Here is a 21,054-nt window from a genome sequence, read left to right on the forward strand (position 1 = left end):
CAATCTGTGTGGACACTGCGCAAAACGCAGTCATATCGTTAAGGAGGTGATCCAGCCCCAGGTTCCCCTAGGGCTACCTTGTTACGACTTCACCCCAGTCATGAACCACACCGTGGTAAACGCCCTCCCGAAGGTTAAGCTATCTACTTCTGGTGCAGCCCACTCCCATGGTGTGACGGGCGGTGTGTACAAGGCCCGGGAACGTATTCACCGTGGCATTCTGATCCACGATTACTAGCGATTCCGACTTCATGGAGTCGAGTTGCAGACTCCAATCCGGACTACGACGTACTTTCTGGGATTCGCTCACTCTCGCAAGTTGGCCGCCCTCTGTATACGCCATTGTAGCACGTGTGTAGCCCTACTCGTAAGGGCCATGATGACTTGACGTCGTCCCCACCTTCCTCCGGTTTATCACCGGCAGTCTCCCTGGAGTTCCCACCATTACGTGCTGGCAAACAAGGATAGGGGTTGCGCTCGTTGCGGGACTTAACCCAACATTTCACAACACGAGCTGACGACAGCCATGCAGCACCTGTCTCAGAGTTCCCGAAGGCACCAATCCATCTCTGGAAAGTTCTCTGGATGTCAAGAGTAGGTAAGGTTCTTCGCGTTGCATCGAATTAAACCACATGCTCCACCGCTTGTGCGGGCCCCCGTCAATTCATTTGAGTTTTAATCTTGCGACCGTACTCCCCAGGCGGTCTACTTAACGCGTTAGCTCCGAAAGCCAGTGTTCAAGACACCAACCTCCAAGTAGACATCGTTTACGGCGTGGACTACCAGGGTATCTAATCCTGTTTGCTCCCCACGCTTTCGCATCTGAGCGTCAGTCTTTGTCCAGGGGGCCGCCTTCGCCACCGGTATTCCTTCAGATCTCTACGCATTTCACCGCTACACCTGAAATTCTACCCCCCTCTACAAGACTCTAGCCTGCCAGTTCCAAATGCTATTCCGAGGTTGAGCCCCGGGCTTTCACATCTGGCTTAACAAGCCGCCTGCATGCGCTTTACGCCCAGTAATTCCGATTAACGCTCGCACCCTCCGTATTACCGCGGCTGCTGGCACGGAGTTAGCCGGTGCTTCTTCTGTCGCTAACGTCAAACACATGCGCTATTAACGCATATGCCTTCCTCACGACTGAAAGTGCTTTACAACCCGAAGGCCTTCTTCACACACGCGGCATGGCTGCATCAGGGTTTCCCCCATTGTGCAATATTCCCCACTGCTGCCTCCCGTAGGAGTCTGGACCGTGTCTCAGTTCCAGTGTGGCTGATCATCCTCTCAGACCAGCTAGAGATCGTCGCCTTGGTGAGCTCTTACCTCACCAACTAGCTAATCTCACCTGGGCTAATCCTGACGCGAGAGGCCCGAAGGTCCCCCTCTTTGCTCCGAAGAGATTATGCGGTATTAGCCATCGTTTCCAATGGTTATCCCCCACATCAGGGCATATTCCCAGGCATTACTCACCCGTCCGCCGCTCGCCGCCCATAAGCGCACCCGAAGGATTGTTTATGTCGCTGCCGCTCGACTTGCATGTGTTAGGCCTGCCGCCAGCGTTCAATCTGAGCCATGATCAAACTCTTCAATTAAAGTTTTGGCTCAATGAATACTGTTATTACTTCCAATTTATTTCACTTTAAAAAGTGAAGACAAAAAGTAAGTAAGAATTGACTGTGCCGATATAGCCGAAGCTATTTCGTATTGGTCACTCAGTTTCATTGATAATTCTTTTGTTGACTATCATTTCACGAGTGCCCACACAGATTGCATGGTCAAATTGTTAAAGAACAATACTGATTGGTTAGCGGCTTAAGTTGCCGTGCTCCGTGTCAGTGAGGTGGCATTATAGGGAGAGAATTCGAGAGGGCAATAGTTTTTTTGAGAAAAACGACCAAGCGGTCAAAGTTTAAACGAAGCGCTTATTTTCGACTATTTTGTGACTTTACTTATACAGAAAATCAATCAAATTCACTGTACTTTGAGATAACCGTCTCAAGGCTAACTACTTGGGGTTGATCCATACGGTCTTTCCAGCTGACGGATACAGTGATTTTTTTTGCGCCGGATACTGGAGAGTCGTCTATGACAGTCACTTCGCGAGTCACTGTTGATGCGGCCATAGAAACTGATTCTGTTTGGCTCACTATAGAGCTATAAGCAATGGTCCCTCCAGCAGCACTTTGCGCACGCGTACGGAACTCTTCTAGCTTTTCTTCTGCTAAATAGAGTGCGTCCAAGGTTTTCAATGCATTCTCAGCCTTTACTTCCATAAAAGACTGCACTTTTATCAAACCCATCACGCCCACAGCCATAATAGTAAGAGCAATGAATACTTCTATAAGGCTGAAGCCTCTTTGGTTAGAAGTCATGCCATGAGCCTTCTTGCCACTGTAAATGGCCACTTATATATTTTGATGATTTATCTGCATTGTACGAAGGAATAATAGAGCCATTGATCCTTACCGTTCGTCCAGGGGAATCAACTCCAATAGCACCATCAAAATATGTTGAACCAAAAATATAAAAGCTGACATTCAAATAATTAGGATCAATATCTACCTTATTAAATGCCTTTGCTGGAGTCGGTATATTATCAATTCGATCTTCCCAAATCTTTTTGGCATCTAAAGTGGGTGAGGTATATTGATATAACAAACCATTAAACGCTCCTGCAGCATTAAACTCAAGAAACCCATTATTAATAACGAGAAGGATAGAGTTATCTGAAACAACACCACCAAAGATATTGGATCCTAAAACACAGGAACCATCAACCCAGATTTTTTTATTACCTTTATCATATGAAGACTTAACCAGATCAGAACAATTTTTCACCCACCCTTGAGTTGTAATATCATCTCCTCCCTTGCCATTAACAACTTCAGGCCCAATCACATCACCTTTTACTTCATTTGCAATGGACTCACGTACCGACTTCCAATCAGAATATTCAACACCAAAAATATCTCTAAAAACATTTACATTTACACCCTCTAGAATATCCGAACCTTTGGCGTAATCGCTTGCAGTAAAGCCTGTAGGAACATTGCTTAAGTCAAATATGTTAGATAAGTAGTTACTATCACAAGTAAAGCCTACAGCGCCATGAGGGCCTCCACCATGGCTACTTCGCGTGCTATCAATTGTTATAAAATGATCATCAGTACCTCCACTACTAATGTACTTGACCTCTCCACTGCTAACTACTGACTGGCAGGCATAATCGTTACTACCTGATAACTTATTTGTTGGATTAGGTATAAAATGCTGAGACCCTGTTAGCTCCAAAATAGAAGCATTCATCTTAATAGTTGAATTAACTCCGCCAGCATACTGTGCAACTTTACGCACATTAGCTTTTGCGCCTACAGATGTCTGTGTTAAAGCTTTAATATTAATCTGACTTCCATGAACAGTAATATCTAATGACGTATTATCTATTTCACTATCACAGTTATTTAAATAAGCTGGGTCACTCGGCAACAGGCCTGACACTTTTAACTCTGTAAATGCACATTCCAGCCCTCCCTCAGCCAGCCAGTGAGCCTTTCTGGCCATCACTTCATTCTGAGTTCGCTTTATCTGATAAAAAAGGTTCTTATACGATGCTAAAGAGAAGATCAAAGATACAACCAATAACATGGTTGTCACTAATAAAGTTGTTAACCCCCTCTGCCTTTTCATCAGTACCAATTCCTTGTTTTGACCTTGATGTTTTTTGACACGCTATATTCATCTCCCAGCGTAGACACATCCAACTGAATAGTTAGAAACTGGCTCGATGCTGAACCTGCGTTTAATAACTTCTCTGACACCTCAAACTTCGTCACTTTCATCTGGTTATAATCCAAGACTGAATGACCATTATTGCATGCCTCAGAAGTGCTAATTACTGAGCTCTTGGTCATAAATACATTGAGCCTATTATCTTTAAGGTAATAGGAGCGATAGTGTTTCTTACTTCCATCGTTATAGCCATACGCAATACATGTTGAGGAGCCAGAAATAGGAGCATCTAAATACACTGTTTTCGTCGCTCCGCTCAGCACAAATGTGGATGAAGCCCCCGAAGCAAACCCAGCTCGTAAAATGTCATCCTTAATCATTCGCAAGGCATCATTGGTATCTTGTGCCAACATCAGCTGTAGAGAACGTTGTGACGCACTACTAAAACCTGAAATAAAAACTGACGTGACTGCTGCTAGCACCATCAGCGAAATAGTGGTTGCAACGAGTAACTCAATAAGACTAAAACCTCGGTTAACTTTTGGGGCAGATGCCATATCCATAGCCTCCACTTTCGCTGCATACATATAGCCTGCCAGTCATATTACTGGCTTTAACTTTTACACTTTCTTTTTCTCCAGTAGATAAAACGAAACTACCGTTACGATTTGGTCTTCCTGTAATGGAATCAAACAAGACATTATTTACAGTAAAGGTCATATAGAGAGAAGTTTTCGGAAATTGCTCCCCACTCACCTCCGCAATAACCTCATTTCCTACCGAGGTTTTAGCCTGTATTCGCCAATCCGGGTCAGTACCTGTTGCAGAGCTAATAGCAACACCGACGATATCAACCGTGACATTCTCGCCCCTCATCACAGCTTCAGACTTGGCTTGTACCATCAACCATTCAATCTCAGTGGCCAAACGCTTCACTTTGTTAGTTTCTACTATGCTGTCAAATGATGGTGCCGCCGCACTTATCAATACGACAACAACAGCAAGAGTAATAAGTAGCTCAAGCAAGCTGAAACCTTTAGTTCGCCCAGTCTTTGGGAAGTGTGAATGTACCCCATTCAATATTTCGCGACCTATTCCCCATTTCTACCTAAATTGTCACAGATAGAATCATTTCAACTTGATTCATATGTTAGCACCCAGCCACAATATCTATCAGAGGGTTAAAAGGAGTTATCGAGCGAGTTCGAAAATTCAGAGGTATTTGGTTAATGAAAAGACATAAAGGCGTGACGCTGATCGAGCTATTAATTACCGTCGCAATCATTGGTATTCTTGCTGCAATCGCCTATCCCTCCTATCAAGAGCATTCACTTAAAGGTTATCGTTCACAGGCAATGGCTGATCTCATTAAAATTCAGCTTACCCTAGAAGAGCAATTCACTAAAAATAGTAGCTACTCTTTTGGCTTAGTAAGTGGTGGCACATGCTCATTCTGTGAATCAAATCCGGCGCGCTACAAACTATCCATTGACTCGAGTGGCACAGGAGAAAATCGCTATATTATTGCAGCGACACCGCAAGCCACTTCAGGGCAAGATAAAGATAGCTGCAAGACTTTATCTTTAAATGCAGCAGGAATAGGCAAGGCTTTAGATAATGGAACAACGATTTCTGGCTGTTGGTAAATTAGATAGCATCCAACCTTTAGACGCAAAAAAGCCAGCTTGCGCTGGCTTTTCATATATTCAATCCAACAGGCTAATTAGCCAGTCAGATCATCGAAGAACTTCTTCACACCGTCAAAGAAACCTTCAGCCTTCGGCTTGTGCTTCTTTGCCGCTTTGCCGCCTAGGGTTTCTTCAAGCTCTTGCAGCAGCTCTTTCTGGCGGGCGCTCAAATTAACCGGGGTTTCTACCACCAGCTTACAGATAAGATCACCCATTGCGCCACCGCGTACTGACTTCACGCCCTTACCGCGCATGCGGAACATACGGCCCGTTTGCGTTTCAGAAGGTACTTTCAGATTCACGCGACCATCAAGGGTAGGTACTTCAACCTCGCCACCCAAAGCTGCCATAGTGAAGCTTACTGGGACTTCGCAGTATAGGTTGTTACCGTCACGCTCGAAGATGTGGTGCTGGGCAACATGGACCTGTACGTACAGATCGCCTGCTGGTGCACCGAACTCCCCTGCTTCACCTTCACCAGATAGACGAATGCGATCGCCTGTATCCACACCGGCAGGAATTTTAACAGACAGAGTCTTGGTTTCTTCTTTGCGGCCCTGGCCGTGACACGTGCCACAAGGTTCTTTGATGATCTTGCCGCGACCGTGACAGTGCGGACAGGTCTGCTGTACGGCGAAGAAGCCCTGGCGCATCTGCACCTGGCCACTACCATGACAGGTACCACATGTGGTGGCTGAAGTGCCTTTCTTAGCACCAGAACCATCACAGGTATCACAGTGAACCAAGGTAGGAACACGGATCTCTTTGCTACAACCGCGAACGGCTTCTTCCAGTGTCAGTTCCATGTTGTAGCGCAAGTCGGCACCACGCTGCGCGCGCTGCTGACCACCACGACGGCCACCGCCACCGAAGATATCGCCAAACACATCACCGAAAATATCACCGAAGTCAGCACCGCCGCCGAAGCCGCCGCCACCGCCCATACCACCTTGCTCAAAGGCTGCATGGCCGTACTGGTCGTAAGCTGCTTTCTTCTGAGGATCCGTTAGGATTTCGTATGCAGTCTTAACTTCTTTGAATTTCTCAGCCGCCTGCTCGTCACCCTGGTTACGGTCAGGGTGGAACTTCATTGCAAGGCGCTTGTAAGCCTTTTTGATATCACGCTCTGACGCATCACGACTTACGCCCAGAACTTCGTAAAAATCTCGTTTTGACATACTTATCTGTCACCTGCCTTAATACAGCTACGGGCGCAAGAGTAAACTCCAACGCCCGCGCTCAACTAAGAATAAGAATTAACTATCTTATTTCTTGTCGTCTTTAACTTCTTCGAACTCAGCGTCAACTACGTTGTCGTCTTGCTGCTCTTGCTGTGGCTGCTCGCCGCCAGCTTGTGCCTGCTGTGCTTGAGCCTGCTGCTGAGCGATTTCCATTAGCTTCTGAGAAGCTGCGATTAGCGCCTGAACTTTCGCGTCGATCGCTTCTTTGTCTTCGCCTTTACGTGCTTCTTCAAGCTCGTTTACAGCCGCTTCGATAGTTGCTTTGTCTTCCGCTGGAAGAGCTTCGCCTGCTTCTTCGATCTGCTTGCGAGTACCGTGAACTAGCTGGTCAGCTTGGTTACGTGCAGTTACCAACTCTTCGAACTTCTTGTCCGCTTCTTTGTTAGCTTCTGCTTCTTGTACCATTTTCTCGATATCTTCGTCGCTCAGACCGCCAGATGCCTGGATAGTGATCTTCTGCTCTTTACCTGTGCTCTTATCTTTCGCAGATACGTGCAGGATACCGTCGGCATCTAGGTCGAAAGTTACTTCGATCTGAGGCATACCGCGAGGTGCAGCGTTGATACCTTCTAGGTTGAACTGACCAAGAGACTTGTTGTAGCCCGCTTGCTTACGCTCACCCTGTAGAACGTGGATAGTTACCGCGCTCTGGTTGTCTTCAGCTGTTGAGAACACCTGGTTCGCCTTAGTAGGGATAGTGGTGTTTTTCTCGATAAGCTTAGTCATTACGCCACCCATGGTTTCGATACCAAGAGATAGTGGAGTAACGTCTAGTAGTAGAACGTCTTTAACGTCACCAGCAAGAACACCGCCCTGAACACAAGCACCAACTGCTACAGCTTCGTCTGGGTTCACGTCTTTACGTGGCTCTTTGCCGAAGAACTCAGAAACTTTTGCCTGAACCATAGGCATACGAGTCTGACCACCAACTAGGATTACGTCAGTGATGTCGCCTACAGATAGGTCTGCGTCAGCTAGAGCAACTTTTAGTGGCTCAAGAGAGCGCTGTACTAGGTCTTCAACTAGAGATTCTAGTTTCGCACGCGTCACTTTGATGTTCATGTGCTTAGGACCAGTCGCATCAGCAGTTACGTAAGGTAGGTTTACGTCAGTCTGCTGTGCAGAAGATAGTTCGATTTTCGCTTTTTCAGCAGCTTCTTTAACACGCTGCATCGCTAGCGGATCGTTCTTAAGGTCGATACCTTGCTCTTTCTTGAACTCGTCAACCAAGTAGTTGATCATGCGGTTATCGAAGTCTTCACCACCTAGGTGCGTGTCACCGTTGGTAGAAAGAACTTCAAACGTCTTTTCGCCTTCAACTTCGTCGATTTCGATGATAGAGATATCGAAAGTACCACCACCAAGGTCGTAAACCGCGATAGTACGGTCACCGCCCTGCTTGTCTAGGCCATAAGCCAGAGCAGCAGCTGTTGGTTCGTTGATGATACGCTTAACTTCAAGACCTGCGATACGGCCGGCATCTTTCGTTGCCTGACGCTGTGCATCGTTGAAGTATGCTGGAACTGTGATAACCGCGCCAGTTACTTCCTCACCTAGGAAGTCTTCAGCAGTTTTCTTCATTTTCTTAAGTACTTCAGCAGAAACCTGAGGAGCAGCCATTTTCTGGCCTTTTGCTTCTACCCAAGCATCACCGTTGTCAGCCTTAACGATTTTGAAAGGCATGATTTCGATGTCGCGCTGTACTTCTTCGTCTTCAAAGCGACGACCGATAAGACGCTTGATTGCGAATAGCGTGTTTTCAGGGTTTGTTACCGCCTGACGCTTAGCTGGCTGACCAACTAGAGTTTCACCGTCTTGGGTGTAAGCGATCACAGATGCCGTTGTGCGCTCACCCTCAGCATTTTCAATTACACGTGGCTTGTCACCATCAAGTACTGCTACACAAGAGTTAGTTGTACCCAAGTCAATACCAATGATTTTACCCATCAGGCTTTCTCCGAAATTCATTTAGCTTACTTGCCAGCCCGTTACCATAACGCCACTGACAACGCGGTTTCACCCGCTGAAATTGATTTACGATGTCGTATGACTACTAGATAAGGGCAGCCAAATTGTTTTCAAGGGCGACAACGAAAAAAAATCAAAAAAAATTAAAAAGCCCGCTCGAAGCGGGCTTTGCTCAATCGCTATCCCGCTTATGCTTGGGTATCGATGTTGCCAGCCGCAGCCTTAGACACCATTACCATTGCAGGGCGAACCACGCGGCCGTTCAGCTCGTAGCCTTTTTGCATCACCAACATAACAGTGTTTGGCTCGTGCTCGGCACTTTCCTGGATAGACATTGCCTGGTGGAATTCAGGGTTGAAGGCTTCACCAATAGGGTTAAGCTGCTTCAGGCCGAATTTCTCAACCGTACCCATCATGGTCTTCAGGGTTAGGTCAACACCCTCAACCATTGGCTTGATGGCTTCATCATTCTTGTCTGCCATCTCGATAGCACGTTCCATGTTATCGATAACCGGCAGTAGCTCTTCAGCAAACTTATTCAGAGCAAACTTACGTGCTTTGTCGATTTCCTGCTCGCTGCGACGACGCATGTTTTCTACGTCAGCACGGGCGCGCAAAACGCTGTCTTGCTGCTCGCGTACTTTAGCTTCGCTGGTTAGCAAAGCGGCTTCAAGCTCAGCGATACGGGCTGCCTGCTGTTCTTCAAGGGTCATTTCAACCACTTCTTCCTCAGCAGATTCAGTTTCAACCGCTTCAACAGTTTGCTCTTGCTGTAGCTGTTCGTCCTGTACTTTTTTCTCTTCGTTGCTCATGCTTTCGCTTCTCCGCCAAGATCATGGTGTTCAATGGAGGATAGAATAATCAGCTCTATCCAAAAAACTTGTATATGCGCATATTATGGGGATGAACTTCAATGATTCAAGCCGATATCGCTCACAATGCGCGACAAGTGTCTAATCCTGACGCTATACTGGTTCTCTCTTTATTTGTCGGATCATGGACATGACACGCGTTTTCCAGACTATCGCGATAATTGGCAAACCCCGCAACCCCGAAGCCCTGCAGACCCATATGAGTCTCTACAAATGGTTGGTCGAAAAAGGTTATGACGTACTTGTTGACCACCGACTGTCCAACGACTTGTCATTGCCCAAAGCCGTGTTCTGCGACTTATTGACCATTGGTGACAAAGCCAACTTGGCGATCGTGGTTGGTGGTGACGGCAATATGCTGGGCGCCGCCCGGGTACTGTCCCGCTTCGATATTGCGGTTATCGGTGTCAATCGAGGAAGCCTTGGCTTTTTGACCGATCTCGACCCCGATGCCTTCGAGGAAGAACTCGAGCAGGTACTCAATGGCGAATATGTAGTCGAGAAACGCTTCCTGCTTGAGGCCGAAGTCCATCGCCATGGCATGATCAAAAGCCGCAATGCCGCGCTCAACGAAGCCGTGTTGCACCCGGATAAAATCGCTCACATGATTGAATTCGAGGTCTACATTGATGATACCTTCGCGTTCTCACAGCGCTCCGATGGCCTGATCATCTCGACCCCAACAGGTTCAACGGCTTATTCCCTATCCGGTGGCGGCCCTATCCTGTCATCCGAGCTCAATGCAATTTCGCTGGTACCTATGTTCCCGCACACACTGTCATGCCGCCCTTTGGTGGTCGATGGCAACAGCCGGATCAAACTGCTGGTTTCACCGACCAATGGCAGTACGCTGGAAGTCAGCTGTGACGGCCAGGTGTCCCTGCCTGTCAGCCCAGGCGATGAGATCCATATCTACCAGAGCCCGGAAACCCTTCGGCTGATCCACCCGAAGAATTACAGCTACTATGAAGTACTCCGGGGCAAGTTGGGCTGGTCGAGCCGCCTGTTCTAGCAAAAAACACCTCAGTTAACGAATTCTGAAGCCAACCCTGCGGTTGGCTTTTTTATTGCCAATTTTCAGAACGTTAACCTAAATCAAGCTTTGTTGGAAAAATTTCACCAACAGTACTTTACTGTATGTAGATACAGTATATACTGTATGAAAAAACAGGTGTTGATTTAAACAGGTGAACACATGCTGGCTCATATGACGATCTCAAACTTTGCTATTGTCAAAAACCTTGAATTTGAACTTAAACCGGGAATGACCACCATCACCGGTGAAACGGGTGCAGGTAAGTCTATTGCCATCGATGCACTTGGCTTGTGTTTGGGTGATCGCGCCGAAGCCTGCATGGTTCGCCCGAACGAAGACAAAGCAGAAATCTCTGCCGCCTTTTCATTGCTCAACAACCAAGCCGCCCGCCGCTGGCTGGAAGACAACGAGCTGATTGATGGTGACGAGTGTATCCTGCGCCGTGTCATCACCAAGGAAGGCCGTTCGCGTGGATTCATCAACGGCAGCCCAGTGCCTGCATCACAGCAAAAAGCGCTGGGCCAGCTGCTGATCAACATCCATGGCCAGCATGCCCACCAGCAGCTGATGCGCCCTGATTACCAGCAGCAGATGCTGGATCAGTACGCCGGTCACCATCAATTGATGGAAAAGACCCGCAACCACTATCAGCGCTGGCGTCAGGCTAACAACGAATACAAGCGTTTGGTTCAGAACCGCGAAGAGAACGAAGCGCAAAAGCAGCTGATCCAATACCAAGTTAAAGAGCTCAACGAGCTAGCTTTGGCCGAAGACGAGTACGCCGAGATCGAGGAAGAGCACAAGCGCCTCTCCAACAGTGGCGAGCTGGCAGTATCTAGCCAAAACGCCTTGGCGATGCTTTACGACAACGAAGATTGCAACGCCCTCAACATGCTGCAGTCAGCATGCCAGGAAGTTGCCAACCTCGGGGAAATCGACAGCAACCTAAGTGCTATTCCGCAAATGCTCGAAGAAGCCATCATCCAAGTACAAGAAGCGAGCCAGGAGCTACGCAGCTACCTCGATAACATGGATATGGACCCACAGCGTTTGATGTACCTCGAAGAGCGCTTGGCCAAGATCATGTCGCTTGCCCGCAAACACTACGTGATGCCGGAAGAGCTATACAGCAAGCATCAGGAGCTGCTCAAAGAGTTGGAAAACCTTGATTGCAGCGATGAGCGTTTGGAAGAAATCGCCGAGAATGTCGAATGCCTGCGCCAGAAGTTCTTGGCCAGCGCAGAGAAGCTCAGCAAGAGCCGCCAACGCTATGCGAAGGAGCTCGACAAGAAGATCTCCGACAGCATGCACCAGCTAAGCATGGAAAACGGCGTGTTTAAGATTGATGTCCAGAGCGATGCTGAAGGCATGCTCAGCCCGCTGGGTTTCGACACCATCACCTTCCTGGTCTCCACCAACCCGGGTCAACCATTGCAGCCGTTGGGCAAAGTGGCCTCTGGTGGTGAGCTGTCACGTATCTCGCTGGCTATCCAAGTGATCACGGCACAGAAAGTCGAAACCCCTAGCCTGATTTTCGATGAAGTCGATGTGGGTATCAGTGGACCAACAGCAGCGATTGTCGGCAAGATGCTGCGCACCCTAGGCGAATCAACCCAGGTAATGTGTGTGACTCACTTACCGCAGGTCGCCGGTTGCGGCCACCAGCAGATGTTTGTGGCGAAGAAGTCCAGCAAAGGCCAGACTGAAACCAACATGTTCCCGCTGACACAGGAAGCCCGTGTCAACGAGCTTGCCCGCCTGCTGGGCGGTAGTGAAATTACCGAACGAACACTGGCAAACGCAAAAGAACTGCTTGTTGCGGCATAAATAGAATAAACTTAATGGGCAGTGCAACTAAATGGTTGTACTGTAGTCTCAATTACAGTTTTTTTCTTTACTGCTTTTTTACTTCTGCTCGGGTGTTGTTTATCATCGCTGCAGAATAAAGCGAACTTGCCGGGATGCTATGAGTTGGAAGAACCTTGCTGCCGTGACTTTGGCGGTCAGTTTATTGGGTGGCTGTTCAGTCGTTGAACGACTGGTTTACCGAATTGATATTAACCAGGGTAACTACCTGGAGCAGAAAGATATCGACACCCTTCGATACGGAATGAACAAAGAGCAGGTGCAATTCGTACTTGGCTCGCCAATGCTGGTTGAACCTGAGTACCCAGATACTTGGTACTACGTTTACTACCACAAGCCGGGTCACGAAGAGCCGCAACAGAAAAACCTGATCCTGAAGTTCAATGCCCAGAATCAGCTAACCAGCCTTGAAGGGGACTATGAAAAAAGCCCTCAGTTCATGGAGCAATTTAACTAAGTACTCATTCATCTAAGTACTAAGATTGTTCGATAACAAATTGCTGGTTATCAGAAAACAAAAAGCTCGCCATCGGCGAGCTTTTTCATTTTTGCCTCTATTGAAGCACTAAATTAGGCTTTCTCTTCTTTGGCAGCCAAAGCCTCTTGCTTGGCTTGCTCCGCACGTTTACGGCGGATCTCTTTCGGATCGGCCAGCAGCGGGCGGTAAATTTCAATGCGGTCGCCATCATGCACCGTGGCATCAAGCTTCACGTTGCGGCTGTAGATCCCCACCTTGTTTTTCTTCAGGTCGATCTCCGGATACATTGCCAATACTCCGGATTGCTCGATGATCTGCTGCACCTGCATATCCGGCGTCACTGTCACGCGGATCACCTTCTGCACATCAGGCAGGGCATACACCACTTCTACGTGGATCAACTTTTCTTCAGAAGTCATAAATCTCTCGCGCACGCTGGGTGAAAGCAGACACCATGTTGTTGGTCAAGTCGCGGAATACCTTGCCGAACGCCGCTTCCACCAAGCCATTGGTAAATTCAAAATCCAGCTTAAGTTCAACCTTACACGCTTCGGCATCGAGCTCGGTGAAGTGCCAACCACCGACCAAGCGGCTGAATGGACCATCGACCAATTGCATGGCGATCACACTACCGTCGGTCAGATCATTACGTGTCACGAATGTTTTCTTAATCCCGGCCTTGGACACATCCACCGAGGCCATCATATGCTGTTCGGAGCTTTCCAGAATTTTGGTACCCGAGCAGCCCGGCAAGAATGCAGGGTATGATTCAACATCGTTAACAAGTTCAAACATTTGTTTTGCACTAAATGGTACTAATGCAGAACGGCTGATCTGAGGCATAGCTTCTCCTTACGGTTAAAACGTGCCGCCTGCCCTAGGATTTGTGCGCATTGCTGGTGAAAACCTATGACAAGGACAAGCCCAATGATACCATTACTGAGCTAACAGCCAAAATAAGCGTGTTTATTGAGTTCATCTCATTGATTTATAAATAGACACTTTTTCGACCAGCCCAGTTATCTGCGGTTGGGACAGCAACATTCAAGAGTATTTATGGCAAAGAAAAAACCAAAGCAAAGTAGCAATACTATTGCCAAGAACAAAAGCGCCCGTTTCGAGTTCGCGATCAGCGACGAGTACGAAGCTGGCATGGAGCTCCAGGGCTGGGAAGTTAAAGCGATCCGCTCTGGCAAGGTAAACATCTCGGAAAGCTACGTATTCCTGCGCAACGGCGAAGCCTTCATCTCGGGTGTGCAGATCACCCCGCTGAACGCCGCGTCAACTCACGTAGTGGCCGATCCTACCCGTACCCGCAAGCTGCTGTTGAACCGCCGTGAAATCGACAAGCTGATGGGTGCCGTTAACCGCGATGGTGAAACCATTGTTGCGCTTTCCATGTACTGGAAGGGTTCATGGGTTAAACTTAAAGTAGGTACGGCAAAAGGTAAGAAATTACACGACAAGCGTGCCGACAAGAAAGACAAAGATTGGGCACGCGACAAGGCGCGTATCATGAAGAGCAGCCTACGCTAATACTCCTTTCCTACCAGTAATTTGATGGATTTTTCTCCATAAGAAACGCGCTGGTAGGGAATTGTATTGACGCTAGGTGAAATTCTGTTACCATCGCCTTAACTCTGGGGCTGATTTAGGATTCGACAGGATCACGAAGGCTTGTGGAGCATGCCGAGGTGCGGTTGGCCTCGTAAAAAAGCCGCAAAAAAATAGTCGCAAACGACGAAAACTACGCACTAGCAGCTTAATAACCTGCTAAGAGCGCTCCTGCCCTAGCTTCCGCTTGTAAGACGGGGACCAACAGGGGTTCAAACCCAAACAAGATAGCGAGGGAACCTTCGACCAGAGAGGTGAACCGCGAAATAGAATTCTGGTATGTATTGGCATGGCGTGTCTTTCCGCAGTGCTCTTACGAGAATATAGAAAGACTAAGCATGTAGCGCCATCTGTTAGACTGATTTTGGACGCGGGTTCAACTCCCGCCAGCTCCACCAAACGTTTGGAAAGGGCGGTAATCGAAAGATTACCGCCCTTTTTGTTTGTTTGATACTACCAACACTCAATACCTCACAGCTCCTCATCTACAAGAGCAAATGTGACTCATAGTCCGTGGACCAAAAGTCTACAGGCGAAGACCATGTCGTTCATAAGCAAGCAAAAAGTAGACTGCCGTGAACGACTCAGTACTCAAACCCTTTGGGTTACACATTAGACAATTAAGAAAGGATACTGCGTTAAGCCAAGAAGAATTGGCTGCGCGTTGTGGACTTGACCGTACCTATATCAGTGGCATTGAGCGGGGCCTTAGAAATGTCAGCCTCATCAACTTGTTTAAGTTGGCGAAGGCACTTGATGTTGCACCGGAAAAGCTTTTGGCGTTTGAGGTCGACAATGAGTAACCGAGCTTTTTACGACGCAACCCTGTCAGATTTTCTTCAATCTTCCTCAGATAACATTATCGGTAAGCTTGCCAGTAGCCATACCCAGCAATTACAGCATGAACAGACAGGGGCGTGGGCAGCACAAGTTCAAATCCTGCAGCAAACATTATCTGGTTTATCACCTCATGATGGGCACCTGTTCTTTGAGTTCCTTATCCCGCGAATGGGACGGCGCGCTGATGTGGTACTTATCTATCAAGGTATTATCTTTGTTATCGAGTTTAAAGTCGGCTCAAGCAACTACCATTCTGCTGATCTGCGCCAAACCGTCGGATATGCGCTAGACCTGAAAAACTTCCATCGAGGCAGTCATTCACTCCCTATAGTGCCAATTCTCCTGGCAACCAAAGCGGAAAAAAGTGCGTGGGAGTTAACCCTCGATAAAGATGGCGTCGCTAAACCAATTGTCGATAATGGCCAGCAGATAGCCGACATCATCAAGCAGTGCGCAGCTAAGCTGCAAGCTAATCAGGTTGATGCCATTGAGTGGTCTAATAGCGGTTACCTCCCTACCCCTACTATCGTGGAGGCTGCGCAGGCACTGTATGCCAATCATGCTGTTGAAGATATTGCGCGTAATGAAGCGGATAATCAAAACCTAGGCGTAACCAGCGACGAGTTACTCGAACTTATCCACCAAGCCCGAGTCAATACGCAAAAAATTATTTGTTTCGTCACAGGTGTCCCTGGCGCAGGTAAAACGTTAGTCGGGCTTAATATTGCCAACACCCACTCTAACCCTAAAGATAACGAGTACTCAGTTTTTCTAAGTGGTAACGGGCCATTAGTAAGTGTATTGCAAGAAGCACTCGCCATTGATAAGTCTTCACGTACCGATATGAGCAAAGCGGCTGCACGCCGAGAAACGTCACAGTTTATCCAGAATATTCACCGCTTCCGTGATGAGGCTTTGGATGGCTCTATCCCGCCAGAAAATGTCGCGATATTTGACGAGGCACAACGGGCATGGAACGCAGAGCAGACATCAAAGTTCATGCAAACCAAACGTAATCAGCCCGACTTTAATCAATCTGAGCCTGAATTCTTGATTGAAGTGATGGACAGGCACGAAGACTGGGCGGTGATCATTGCCCTGATAGGCGGCGGGCAAGAGATCAATACTGGCGAAGCCGGGCTTGCGGGATGGCTATCGGCCTTAGAGCATGATTACTCTCATTGGCAGGTCTACTGCTCGACAGAGTTACTCAAGGGCGAATATGTCTCAGATGGTTTATCACTAGAAAATCTGCAAAACGCACACAAACTGCCAAGCCTGCATTTGGCGACTTCGATGCGATCGTTCAGGGCCGAAAAGCTGTCTAGCTTTGTCCACCATGTCATCGCAGGAGAATGCACAAAAGCCGCAGAGTTGGCTGATGAATTACAAGCCCAATATCCGCTCTACCTGACCCGTGATCTCGCTACAGCCAAACAATGGCTAAAACAGCAATCACGCGGATTAGAAAGCATTGGCATGTTGGCATCTTCCAATGGCATTCGCCTCAAAGCTGAAGGGATCTTTGTCAAAAACAAGTTTGATCCGGTTAGCTGGTTCCTCCATCCCCACGACGATATCCGCTCATGCCACTTCCTAGAAGATGTTGCTACTGAGTTTGATGTCCAAGGGCTTGAACTAGACTGGTGCTTGGTTGGATGGGATGCAGACTATCGTTATATTGATCAGCAATTTGAGCATTGGCGCTTCAAAGGCACTAAGTGGCAAAAGCGTAACAAAGAGCAAGACAAACGCTATCTAGAGAATGCATACCGGGTGCTGCTAACGCGTGCACGACAAGGCATGGTGATCTTTGTGCCTGAAGGAAACGATGGCGACCCAACCCGCCCATGCAATTATTACCAACACACTTACCAATACCTTCTACAGTGCGGGTTCCAAACCTTACCTGTAGAGTAATAGCTAAAAGCAGCAGCTCAAACGCTTGGAAAGACCACTAGTTCATGGAACTAGTGGCCATTTATGTGAGAAGTGATTAACGATCTATCTTTGGCGAGTACAGCGAATAAGCGGTGATCTGCCCGGCTACAATGGCTGAAAACATGAAGATGGCTGATAGGCCGATATTAGGGATCGGCAAGATAGATTGCTCGAACACGGATTGGCTTGCACTGATCAGCACGCGACTACCGGGAACCAGAATGATGATCCCCTGCACGATATAAATAGAACCGGTTAGGTTAAGCAGTTTGGCAATTTTAGTGCCATACAAGGTGATCAATACGGTTGTCACCCAAGTGCCCACTACCCAGTCGCCACCAAAGCCCAGGTACATCGGCCCCCACATGCCCAACACCGCAACCGGCAGCCCAAGCAAAATATCTTGCGGGCGGGCATTAAAGATCACCCCGATCGACGACGAGATCAACACCAAGCCAAAGATATGCAGCCACAGAGGAATTTCATTGGTATACGGGAGAGTATCCACAGGCCCCCACCAAGCCTCACCGACGCTCAAGCCGATCATCATGCCGATGAACAATTTGAGTAGGGTCAACATACTTTGCCCAAGCAGGGCGGTACCAGAGACTAAGTCATTGAACGCTAGGCATTCCAATGAGTTAGCAATCGATAATCCAGGAACAAACAAGACTATCGACGCAATACACAGCGCCCAGACGGGCACATTGATCCCCAAACTCACAATAAAGGCGACAAACAGGCCGGTGAGCAATGCCGCTATAAACTCAGCGGCAATCGCACGGCGGCCATGGCATATTAACTGGACTAACCAAACCATTAGCCCAAGCAAGGTCGCGCACCCTACTGCTTCCAGCGTACTCCCAACCAACATCAAGTAAGCAGGGGGGATTCCCATATTAGCCAATGCCACGACCCATTTAGGGTAGTGAAAATCTTTCGCTGGTTTTTCTTTGCGTGGTTGGTTAATGCGGTCAATGGTATTGGCCAGCAAGGCAAGGTTAATAGAGGCGGGTTTGTGGCGCTTTAGAACGACGGTGTCTCTCTTGCCAAGAAACTGATAGTTAATCGAGGTTGGCATGGCCTGGACCATAACGTCCGCATCATACTTTTTGGCATAGTGCTGGGTATACTTTTCCACCTTATAAGGTGGGCACCCACAGCGGTGCAAGGTATCCCCAATTTCTACAACTTTATTGATTATATATTGTGAAGGCATAGCCAGATCAGAGTGAGCCAAAAACGGCGTAAGGTAACAAATAAGTGCCACAGAAACGAGTGAGTAAGATCTCAGAATTAAGATTTTAGCTCTGCTATTTCACACACGATAATTTTTAGCACTTTAGCGCTACTAAATCATTGAAATTAATATGCTAATTGTTTCCCAATGATTATATAAGGGTCTTAAAGAGACACTTTATTACCATCGTTAAACAATCAAAATAACAGCGTAAATATCTGTTATAAATAAAACAATGATGGATTGGGCTTTTTCTCATTACCTCGTGCGTCTTACATATCTTGACCTGCGGTAAATATACAGGTTCTAAATTTGTAATCATTCATTTCTGACTTTCAATCATTGCGCAATATCATAGTGATCCGACAACCACTTCCATAGGCTTTACCCCTAACCACAATAAAACCAATGGAACCGGTCAATGAAATCCCCTACAACCAGAATCAAGGCACTACTCGCCATCAAGCCGCTGCTGTTTACGGTAATAGCTGCTTTCGCCCTTTCGTTCTCTATTCCGCCATTACACGCGCAAGATCTGGAAGAGATCTTGGAGCAGCATAACGTGGAGGTGATGAAAGAGATCGCGACAATTCAGGCCCAAATGGAGCTGCTCTACAACAAGGACGAGCTCAGTGAAGAAGATACCGAGCAACTTTTTCTACTCGAGAACCTAATGGATGAGTTTTACGAGACACTGATGTAGTGTCGACACTGGCTCTAGGCTTCAATTCATTGGCATATGGATTGAAGCCCTCCCCTTAACGACTCCCCCACACCTCCCCAACCCCAGCCGTACATTTCCCCAACAAGCCAGAATAATCACCTTAACATTTCAAGTTTTATAGTGATTACCCCCACGATATTGGTGGACAGATCAAGGTTAGTTCAGCCAGTTCACGTAATATAGCGACCATTACGGAGGTGCTTTAAATGGCAAATATCAATCAGGACCGTCTGGTCCAACACTTTATTGAACTGGTTAAAATCGACAGCGAATCGCGCAACGAGAAAGCGATTGCCGAGGCGCTGGCCGAGCAGCTAGGTGAAATGGGCTTTGACGTTCAGAAGCTTCCTGTTCCTGCTGAGATCTCCAACGGCTTCAACATCTACGCCAAACTAGAAGGCAAGCTGGAAGGTACTATCCTACTAAGCTGCCACATGGATACCGTTACTCCGGGTAACGGCATCGAGCCAATCATCGAAGACGGTATCATCCGCTCGAAAGGCGACACTATTCTAGGCGGTGACGACAAATCTGGTATCGCAGCTATTATGGAAGCGGTTCGCTGCATCAAGGCTGACGGCGAAGAGCACCAGACTATCGAACTAGCATTCACCGTTTATGAAGAAGGCGGCCTGCACGGCTCGCAGAACTTCGACATGAGCAAGGTTGAGTCGCTAACCGGTATCGTATTCGATTCTGGCGGCCCTATCGGTACCATCATTACTACCGCACCTGGCCAGCAGAACCTGAAAGTGAACATCACAGGTAAGCCAGCCCACGCAGGTCTAGCACCGGAAGAAGGGATCAATGCCCTGACGGTTGCGGCTGATGCCATCACCAACATGAAGCTATCTCGCATCGACGAAGAAACCACAGCCAACATCGGTGTGGTTAAAGGTGGTCAAGCGACTAACATCGTGATGCCTGAGCTGTTCATCGAAGCTGAAGCACGTTCACTAGATGACGACAAACTGCAGGCGCAGGTTGATCACATGGTGAGCACGTTTGAAGCTGCAGCTGAGAAGCACGGCGCAGAAATCAACATTGCGTCTAAGCGTGCCTACAACGCTTACCGCATTGCCGACAACGACCCGCACGTCGAGAAGATCAAAGCAGCATTCGAAGCCAACGGTGTTGAGCCAATGTGTAAGCCAACTGGTGGCGGTAGCGACGCGAACATCTTCAACAGCAAAGGCCTGAAGACAGTAAACCTGTCTACCGGTATGGCGAAGGTACACACCACGGAAGAGTTCATCAAGATTGATGACATGGTAGAGATCACCAAGTTCCTGTACACCTACCTGACTCGCTAAACCCTACCAAAGAGGAAGGTTCGCCTTCCTCTTTATCCCCCGAAAGCATAACCTAACATCCCCTCCCGCTTTATCTGTAATGGCTATTTTTTGCTGATACACATAAAAATAACGACTAGATACACACCAACACATAACTGCCACAAATAAAACATCACCCGCAGATTCATTGTGGTTATTGACCAGGCAGTCAGCAAAGAAAAACTCAATGTAAACCCTTTACTTTCAGTAATATAAATCAAAACCACAAAGCAAAACCTAGCATTTTGGGTCAATAATACCTTAGCGGTAAAGGTTACAAAGAGTGATCTTCATCCAACAAATATTCTGCCGAATTCTTATTTCAATTTGCGAAAATTGTTCCCTTTTTTGCACATCTGGAAAAAAACTGATATTCCCACAACGAAACCAATCGCATTTTTTATACCCGCCAGATCCCCAGCTTGCTGTTAGCAGTACAATCAATATGACATTTAAGAATGCGTGTTTGCATCAGTAAAAAAT

19 protein-coding genes, 1 rRNA gene and 1 other RNA gene are annotated in these 21,054 nt (G+C 47.6%); 10 read left to right on the forward strand and 11 right to left on the reverse strand.

What is annotated here, in order from left to right:
- Nucleotides 1-39: 39 nt before the first annotated feature.
- The 5 genes from ACXAD4_RS15415 to ACXAD4_RS15435 form a co-directional block, all read right to left on the reverse strand.
- Nucleotides 40-1,592: ribosomal RNA gene (locus tag ACXAD4_RS15415) — 16S ribosomal RNA — on the reverse strand.
- A 369-nt stretch (nucleotides 1,593-1,961) separates the two neighbouring features.
- Complete coding sequence (locus ACXAD4_RS15420) at nucleotides 1,962-2,372, reverse strand: type IV pilus modification PilV family protein (protein WP_475242523.1); 411 nt, start codon at nucleotides 2,370-2,372, stop codon at nucleotides 1,962-1,964.
- Entirely contained in the window at nucleotides 2,362-3,687 is a 1,326-nt protein-coding gene (locus ACXAD4_RS15425) for a hypothetical protein (protein ID WP_475242524.1), read from the reverse strand. The genes ACXAD4_RS15420 and ACXAD4_RS15425 overlap by 11 nt, the downstream gene beginning before the upstream one ends.
- On the reverse strand, nucleotides 3,687-4,286 hold the full coding sequence (locus tag ACXAD4_RS15430; RefSeq protein WP_475242525.1) for a PilW family protein: 600 nt from the start codon (nucleotides 4,284-4,286) through the stop codon (nucleotides 3,687-3,689). Before ACXAD4_RS15430 ends, ACXAD4_RS15425 begins: the two co-directional genes overlap by 1 nt.
- The gene (locus ACXAD4_RS15435; RefSeq protein ID WP_475242526.1) at nucleotides 4,264-4,809 is read right to left on the reverse strand and encodes a GspH/FimT family pseudopilin; all 546 of its coding nucleotides are present in this window, start codon (nucleotides 4,807-4,809) and stop codon (nucleotides 4,264-4,266) included. The genes ACXAD4_RS15430 and ACXAD4_RS15435 overlap by 23 nt, the downstream gene beginning before the upstream one ends.
- Nucleotides 4,810-4,958: 149 nt before the next feature.
- Between ACXAD4_RS15435 and ACXAD4_RS15440 the strand changes: the two genes are divergently transcribed.
- Nucleotides 4,959-5,375, forward strand: a complete 417-nt coding sequence (locus ACXAD4_RS15440; RefSeq protein ID WP_475242527.1) for a type IV pilin protein — start codon at nucleotides 4,959-4,961, stop codon at nucleotides 5,373-5,375.
- Nucleotides 5,376-5,452: 77 nt separating this feature from the next.
- Here ACXAD4_RS15440 and dnaJ read toward each other — a convergent pair whose 3' ends face one another.
- From dnaJ to grpE, 3 genes are all read right to left on the reverse strand, one after another.
- Entirely contained in the window at nucleotides 5,453-6,595 is a 1,143-nt protein-coding gene (gene dnaJ / locus ACXAD4_RS15445; protein WP_039469484.1) for a molecular chaperone DnaJ, read from the reverse strand.
- A gap of 87 nt (nucleotides 6,596-6,682) precedes the next feature.
- Nucleotides 6,683-8,605: a molecular chaperone DnaK gene (dnaK, locus tag ACXAD4_RS15450; protein ID WP_475242806.1), complete on the reverse strand. Its 1,923-nt coding sequence runs from the start codon at nucleotides 8,603-8,605 to the stop codon at nucleotides 6,683-6,685.
- 209 nt (nucleotides 8,606-8,814) lie between these two features.
- Entirely contained in the window at nucleotides 8,815-9,438 is a 624-nt protein-coding gene (gene grpE, locus ACXAD4_RS15455) for a nucleotide exchange factor GrpE (protein ID WP_475242528.1), read from the reverse strand.
- Between the two features lie 181 nt (nucleotides 9,439-9,619).
- On the opposite strand from grpE, the gene nadK reads away from it, so the two are divergent.
- The 3 genes from nadK to bamE all read left to right on the forward strand — a co-directional run bounded on the left by nadK (nucleotide 9,620) and on the right by bamE (nucleotide 12,857).
- Nucleotides 9,620-10,510, forward strand: a complete 891-nt coding sequence (gene nadK, locus ACXAD4_RS15460) for an NAD(+) kinase (RefSeq protein WP_475242807.1) — start codon at nucleotides 9,620-9,622, stop codon at nucleotides 10,508-10,510.
- Between the two features lie 183 nt (nucleotides 10,511-10,693).
- Nucleotides 10,694-12,361 carry a DNA repair protein RecN gene (gene recN, locus ACXAD4_RS15465; protein ID WP_475242529.1) on the forward strand — a complete coding sequence of 556 codons (1,668 nt, stop codon included), beginning with the start codon at nucleotides 10,694-10,696 and terminating at the stop codon, nucleotides 12,359-12,361.
- A 139-nt stretch (nucleotides 12,362-12,500) separates the two neighbouring features.
- Complete coding sequence (bamE, locus tag ACXAD4_RS15470) at nucleotides 12,501-12,857, forward strand: outer membrane protein assembly factor BamE (RefSeq protein WP_222552896.1); 357 nt, start codon at nucleotides 12,501-12,503, stop codon at nucleotides 12,855-12,857.
- 113 nt (nucleotides 12,858-12,970) lie between these two features.
- On the opposite strand, the gene ACXAD4_RS15475 is transcribed toward bamE, so the two are convergent.
- Nucleotides 12,971-13,297: an RnfH family protein gene (locus ACXAD4_RS15475; RefSeq protein WP_475242808.1), complete on the reverse strand. Its 327-nt coding sequence runs from the start codon at nucleotides 13,295-13,297 to the stop codon at nucleotides 12,971-12,973.
- Nucleotides 13,287-13,721, reverse strand: a complete 435-nt coding sequence (locus tag ACXAD4_RS15480; protein ID WP_317525120.1) for an SRPBCC family protein — start codon at nucleotides 13,719-13,721, stop codon at nucleotides 13,287-13,289. The genes ACXAD4_RS15475 and ACXAD4_RS15480 overlap by 11 nt, the downstream gene beginning before the upstream one ends.
- A 213-nt stretch (nucleotides 13,722-13,934) precedes the next feature.
- Here ACXAD4_RS15480 and smpB point away from each other — a divergent pair, with 213 nt between their 5' ends.
- The 4 genes from smpB (at nucleotide 13,935) to ACXAD4_RS15500 (ending at nucleotide 17,252) form a co-directional block, all read left to right on the forward strand.
- Nucleotides 13,935-14,414 (forward strand): SsrA-binding protein SmpB, encoded by a 480-nt coding sequence (gene smpB, locus ACXAD4_RS15485; protein WP_475242532.1) that lies wholly within the window; start codon nucleotides 13,935-13,937, stop codon nucleotides 14,412-14,414.
- A 106-nt stretch (nucleotides 14,415-14,520) separates the two neighbouring features.
- Nucleotides 14,521-14,890: a transfer-messenger RNA gene (gene ssrA, locus ACXAD4_RS15490) on the forward strand.
- Nucleotides 14,891-15,067: 177 nt separating this feature from the next.
- Nucleotides 15,068-15,295 carry a helix-turn-helix domain-containing protein gene (locus ACXAD4_RS15495; protein ID WP_475242534.1) on the forward strand — a complete coding sequence of 76 codons (228 nt, stop codon included), beginning with the start codon at nucleotides 15,068-15,070 and terminating at the stop codon, nucleotides 15,293-15,295.
- Entirely contained in the window at nucleotides 15,288-17,252 is a 1,965-nt protein-coding gene (locus ACXAD4_RS15500) for a DUF2075 domain-containing protein (RefSeq protein ID WP_475242535.1), read from the forward strand. The genes ACXAD4_RS15495 and ACXAD4_RS15500 overlap by 8 nt, the downstream gene beginning before the upstream one ends.
- Before the next feature lie 76 nt (nucleotides 17,253-17,328).
- On the opposite strand, the gene ACXAD4_RS15505 is transcribed toward ACXAD4_RS15500, so the two are convergent.
- Nucleotides 17,329-18,492: a threonine/serine exporter family protein gene (locus ACXAD4_RS15505; protein ID WP_475242536.1), complete on the reverse strand. Its 1,164-nt coding sequence runs from the start codon at nucleotides 18,490-18,492 to the stop codon at nucleotides 17,329-17,331.
- A gap of 442 nt (nucleotides 18,493-18,934) precedes the next feature.
- Between ACXAD4_RS15505 and ACXAD4_RS15510 the strand changes: the two genes are divergently transcribed.
- Together ACXAD4_RS15510 and ACXAD4_RS15515 are read left to right on the forward strand one after the other, a co-directional pair.
- Nucleotides 18,935-19,216, forward strand: a complete 282-nt coding sequence (locus ACXAD4_RS15510; RefSeq protein WP_475242537.1) for a hypothetical protein — start codon at nucleotides 18,935-18,937, stop codon at nucleotides 19,214-19,216.
- A 227-nt stretch (nucleotides 19,217-19,443) separates the two neighbouring features.
- On the forward strand, nucleotides 19,444-20,550 hold the full coding sequence (locus tag ACXAD4_RS15515; protein ID WP_475242539.1) for a M20/M25/M40 family metallo-hydrolase: 1,107 nt from the start codon (nucleotides 19,444-19,446) through the stop codon (nucleotides 20,548-20,550).
- Nucleotides 20,551-21,054: the final 504 nt, after the last annotated feature.

It is taken from the genome of Photobacterium sp. AWH4_225, assembly GCF_056158405.1.

What these genes read in the sequence shown, in the direction of transcription:
- smpB (WP_475242532.1), top strand. Translation starts at nt 13,935, where the DNA reads ATGGCAAAGAAAAAACCAAAGCAAAGTAGCAATACTATTGCCAAGAAC.
- bamE (WP_222552896.1), top strand. Translation starts at nt 12,501, where the DNA reads ATGAGTTGGAAGAACCTTGCTGCCGTGACTTTGGCGGTCAGTTTATTG.
- ACXAD4_RS15500 (WP_475242535.1), top strand. Translation starts at nt 15,288, where the DNA reads ATGAGTAACCGAGCTTTTTACGACGCAACCCTGTCAGATTTTCTTCAA.
- dnaJ (WP_039469484.1), bottom strand. Translation starts at nt 6,595, where the DNA reads ATGTCAAAACGAGATTTTTACGAAGTTCTGGGCGTAAGTCGTGATGCG.
- ACXAD4_RS15430 (WP_475242525.1), bottom strand. Translation starts at nt 4,286, where the DNA reads ATGGCATCTGCCCCAAAAGTTAACCGAGGTTTTAGTCTTATTGAGTTA.
- ACXAD4_RS15440 (WP_475242527.1), top strand. Translation starts at nt 4,959, where the DNA reads ATGAAAAGACATAAAGGCGTGACGCTGATCGAGCTATTAATTACCGTC.
- ACXAD4_RS15425 (WP_475242524.1), bottom strand. Translation starts at nt 3,687, where the DNA reads ATGAAAAGGCAGAGGGGGTTAACAACTTTATTAGTGACAACCATGTTA.
- ACXAD4_RS15480 (WP_317525120.1), bottom strand. Translation starts at nt 13,721, where the DNA reads ATGCCTCAGATCAGCCGTTCTGCATTAGTACCATTTAGTGCAAAACAA.
- ACXAD4_RS15510 (WP_475242537.1), top strand. Translation starts at nt 18,935, where the DNA reads ATGAAATCCCCTACAACCAGAATCAAGGCACTACTCGCCATCAAGCCG.
- grpE (WP_475242528.1), bottom strand. Translation starts at nt 9,438, where the DNA reads ATGAGCAACGAAGAGAAAAAAGTACAGGACGAACAGCTACAGCAAGAG.
- ACXAD4_RS15515 (WP_475242539.1), top strand. Translation starts at nt 19,444, where the DNA reads ATGGCAAATATCAATCAGGACCGTCTGGTCCAACACTTTATTGAACTG.
- ACXAD4_RS15505 (WP_475242536.1), bottom strand. Translation starts at nt 18,492, where the DNA reads ATGCCTTCACAATATATAATCAATAAAGTTGTAGAAATTGGGGATACC.
- ACXAD4_RS15420 (WP_475242523.1), bottom strand. Translation starts at nt 2,372, where the DNA reads ATGACTTCTAACCAAAGAGGCTTCAGCCTTATAGAAGTATTCATTGCT.
- recN (WP_475242529.1), top strand. Translation starts at nt 10,694, where the DNA reads ATGCTGGCTCATATGACGATCTCAAACTTTGCTATTGTCAAAAACCTT.
- dnaK (WP_475242806.1), bottom strand. Translation starts at nt 8,605, where the DNA reads ATGGGTAAAATCATTGGTATTGACTTGGGTACAACTAACTCTTGTGTA.
- ACXAD4_RS15475 (WP_475242808.1), bottom strand. Translation starts at nt 13,297, where the DNA reads ATGACTTCTGAAGAAAAGTTGATCCACGTAGAAGTGGTGTATGCCCTG.